This window comes from Polaribacter sp. BAL334 (assembly GCF_015767435.1).
Classification (GTDB): Bacteria; Bacteroidota; Bacteroidia; order Flavobacteriales; family Flavobacteriaceae; genus Polaribacter.
In genome coordinates, this window is sequence record NZ_JADWOV010000309.1 from 1 (window position 1) to 1,064 (window position 1,064).

Sequence of the window (1,064 nt, forward strand, 5' to 3'; positions counted from 1 at the left end):
GGATAGAAATAGCCATCATTCCCACAGCCATTCCAATTGATCCCAAAATTAATAATGGCTTTCTTCCCCATTTATCAACAGTTAAAATTGCAACCACTGTAAAGATTACATTAATAAGTCCCATTATAATCGTTTGTAACATTGATGCATCTTTTGCAGCTCCCATACTTTCAAAAATACGAGGTGCGTAGTACAAAGCGACGTTAATTCCGACAAATTGTTGGAAAACTGATAATAGCACTCCAATAATTATAACAACTTTTCCATAAGCTAATAATTTTCCTTTTTTAGAGGAATCTAAGGAGTTTTTAATTTCGATAAGAACCTCCTTTGCCTTTTCGTCACCATTAATACGGGTAAGTATTGATAATGCTTTATCGTCTTTTTGTTGCAAAGCAAGATACCTAGGAGTTTCAGGCATAAAAAACATAAGAATAGCAAAAATAGATGCTGGAATTGCCTCTGAAATAAACATTCTTCTCCAACCAATTTCATTTATCCACTCAATAGTTTGTCCTTCAGCAATACCCCAATTAACAAAATACACTACCAACATTCCAAAAATAATTGCAAACTGATTTAATGAAACAAGTTTACCTCGAATATTTGCAGGTGCGATCTCACCAATGTAAATTGGACATACGGCTGATGCTAAACCAACTCCAATCCCTCCAATAATTCTATAAAAATTAAACGTCCATAATAAACCTATTGTCGGAACTCCTCGTTCAAAAAATAAAAATTCGGGGTTTCCTGAACCCAAAGCTGATAAGAAAAATAATAAACCTGCAATTATCAATGCATTTTTACGTCCAAAAAATGAGGATAAAAGACCCGATATAGCACCACCAATAATACAGCCAATTAATGCTGAAGAGACAGTAATACCATGTATAAAAGAACTTAAACCTTGGCTAGTAATTAAGAACTCTTGAATAGACTTCTCTGCTCCAGATATTACTGCGGTGTCGTATCCAAATAACAATCCTCCTAAAGTTGCAACTAAAGTAACAATATAAACATATAATTTATTCTGTTTCATTACTATATATATTGGTTAATTA

The 1,064-nt window shown here is 33.1% G+C and carries 1 protein-coding gene; it reads right to left on the reverse strand.

Annotation, left to right across the window (positions count from 1 at the left end):
• On the reverse strand, nt 1-1,042 hold a 1,042-nt coding region (locus tag IU405_RS11585), incomplete at its 3' end, for a sugar porter family MFS transporter (protein ID WP_197438775.1).
• Nucleotides 1,043-1,064 lie beyond the last annotated feature (22 nt).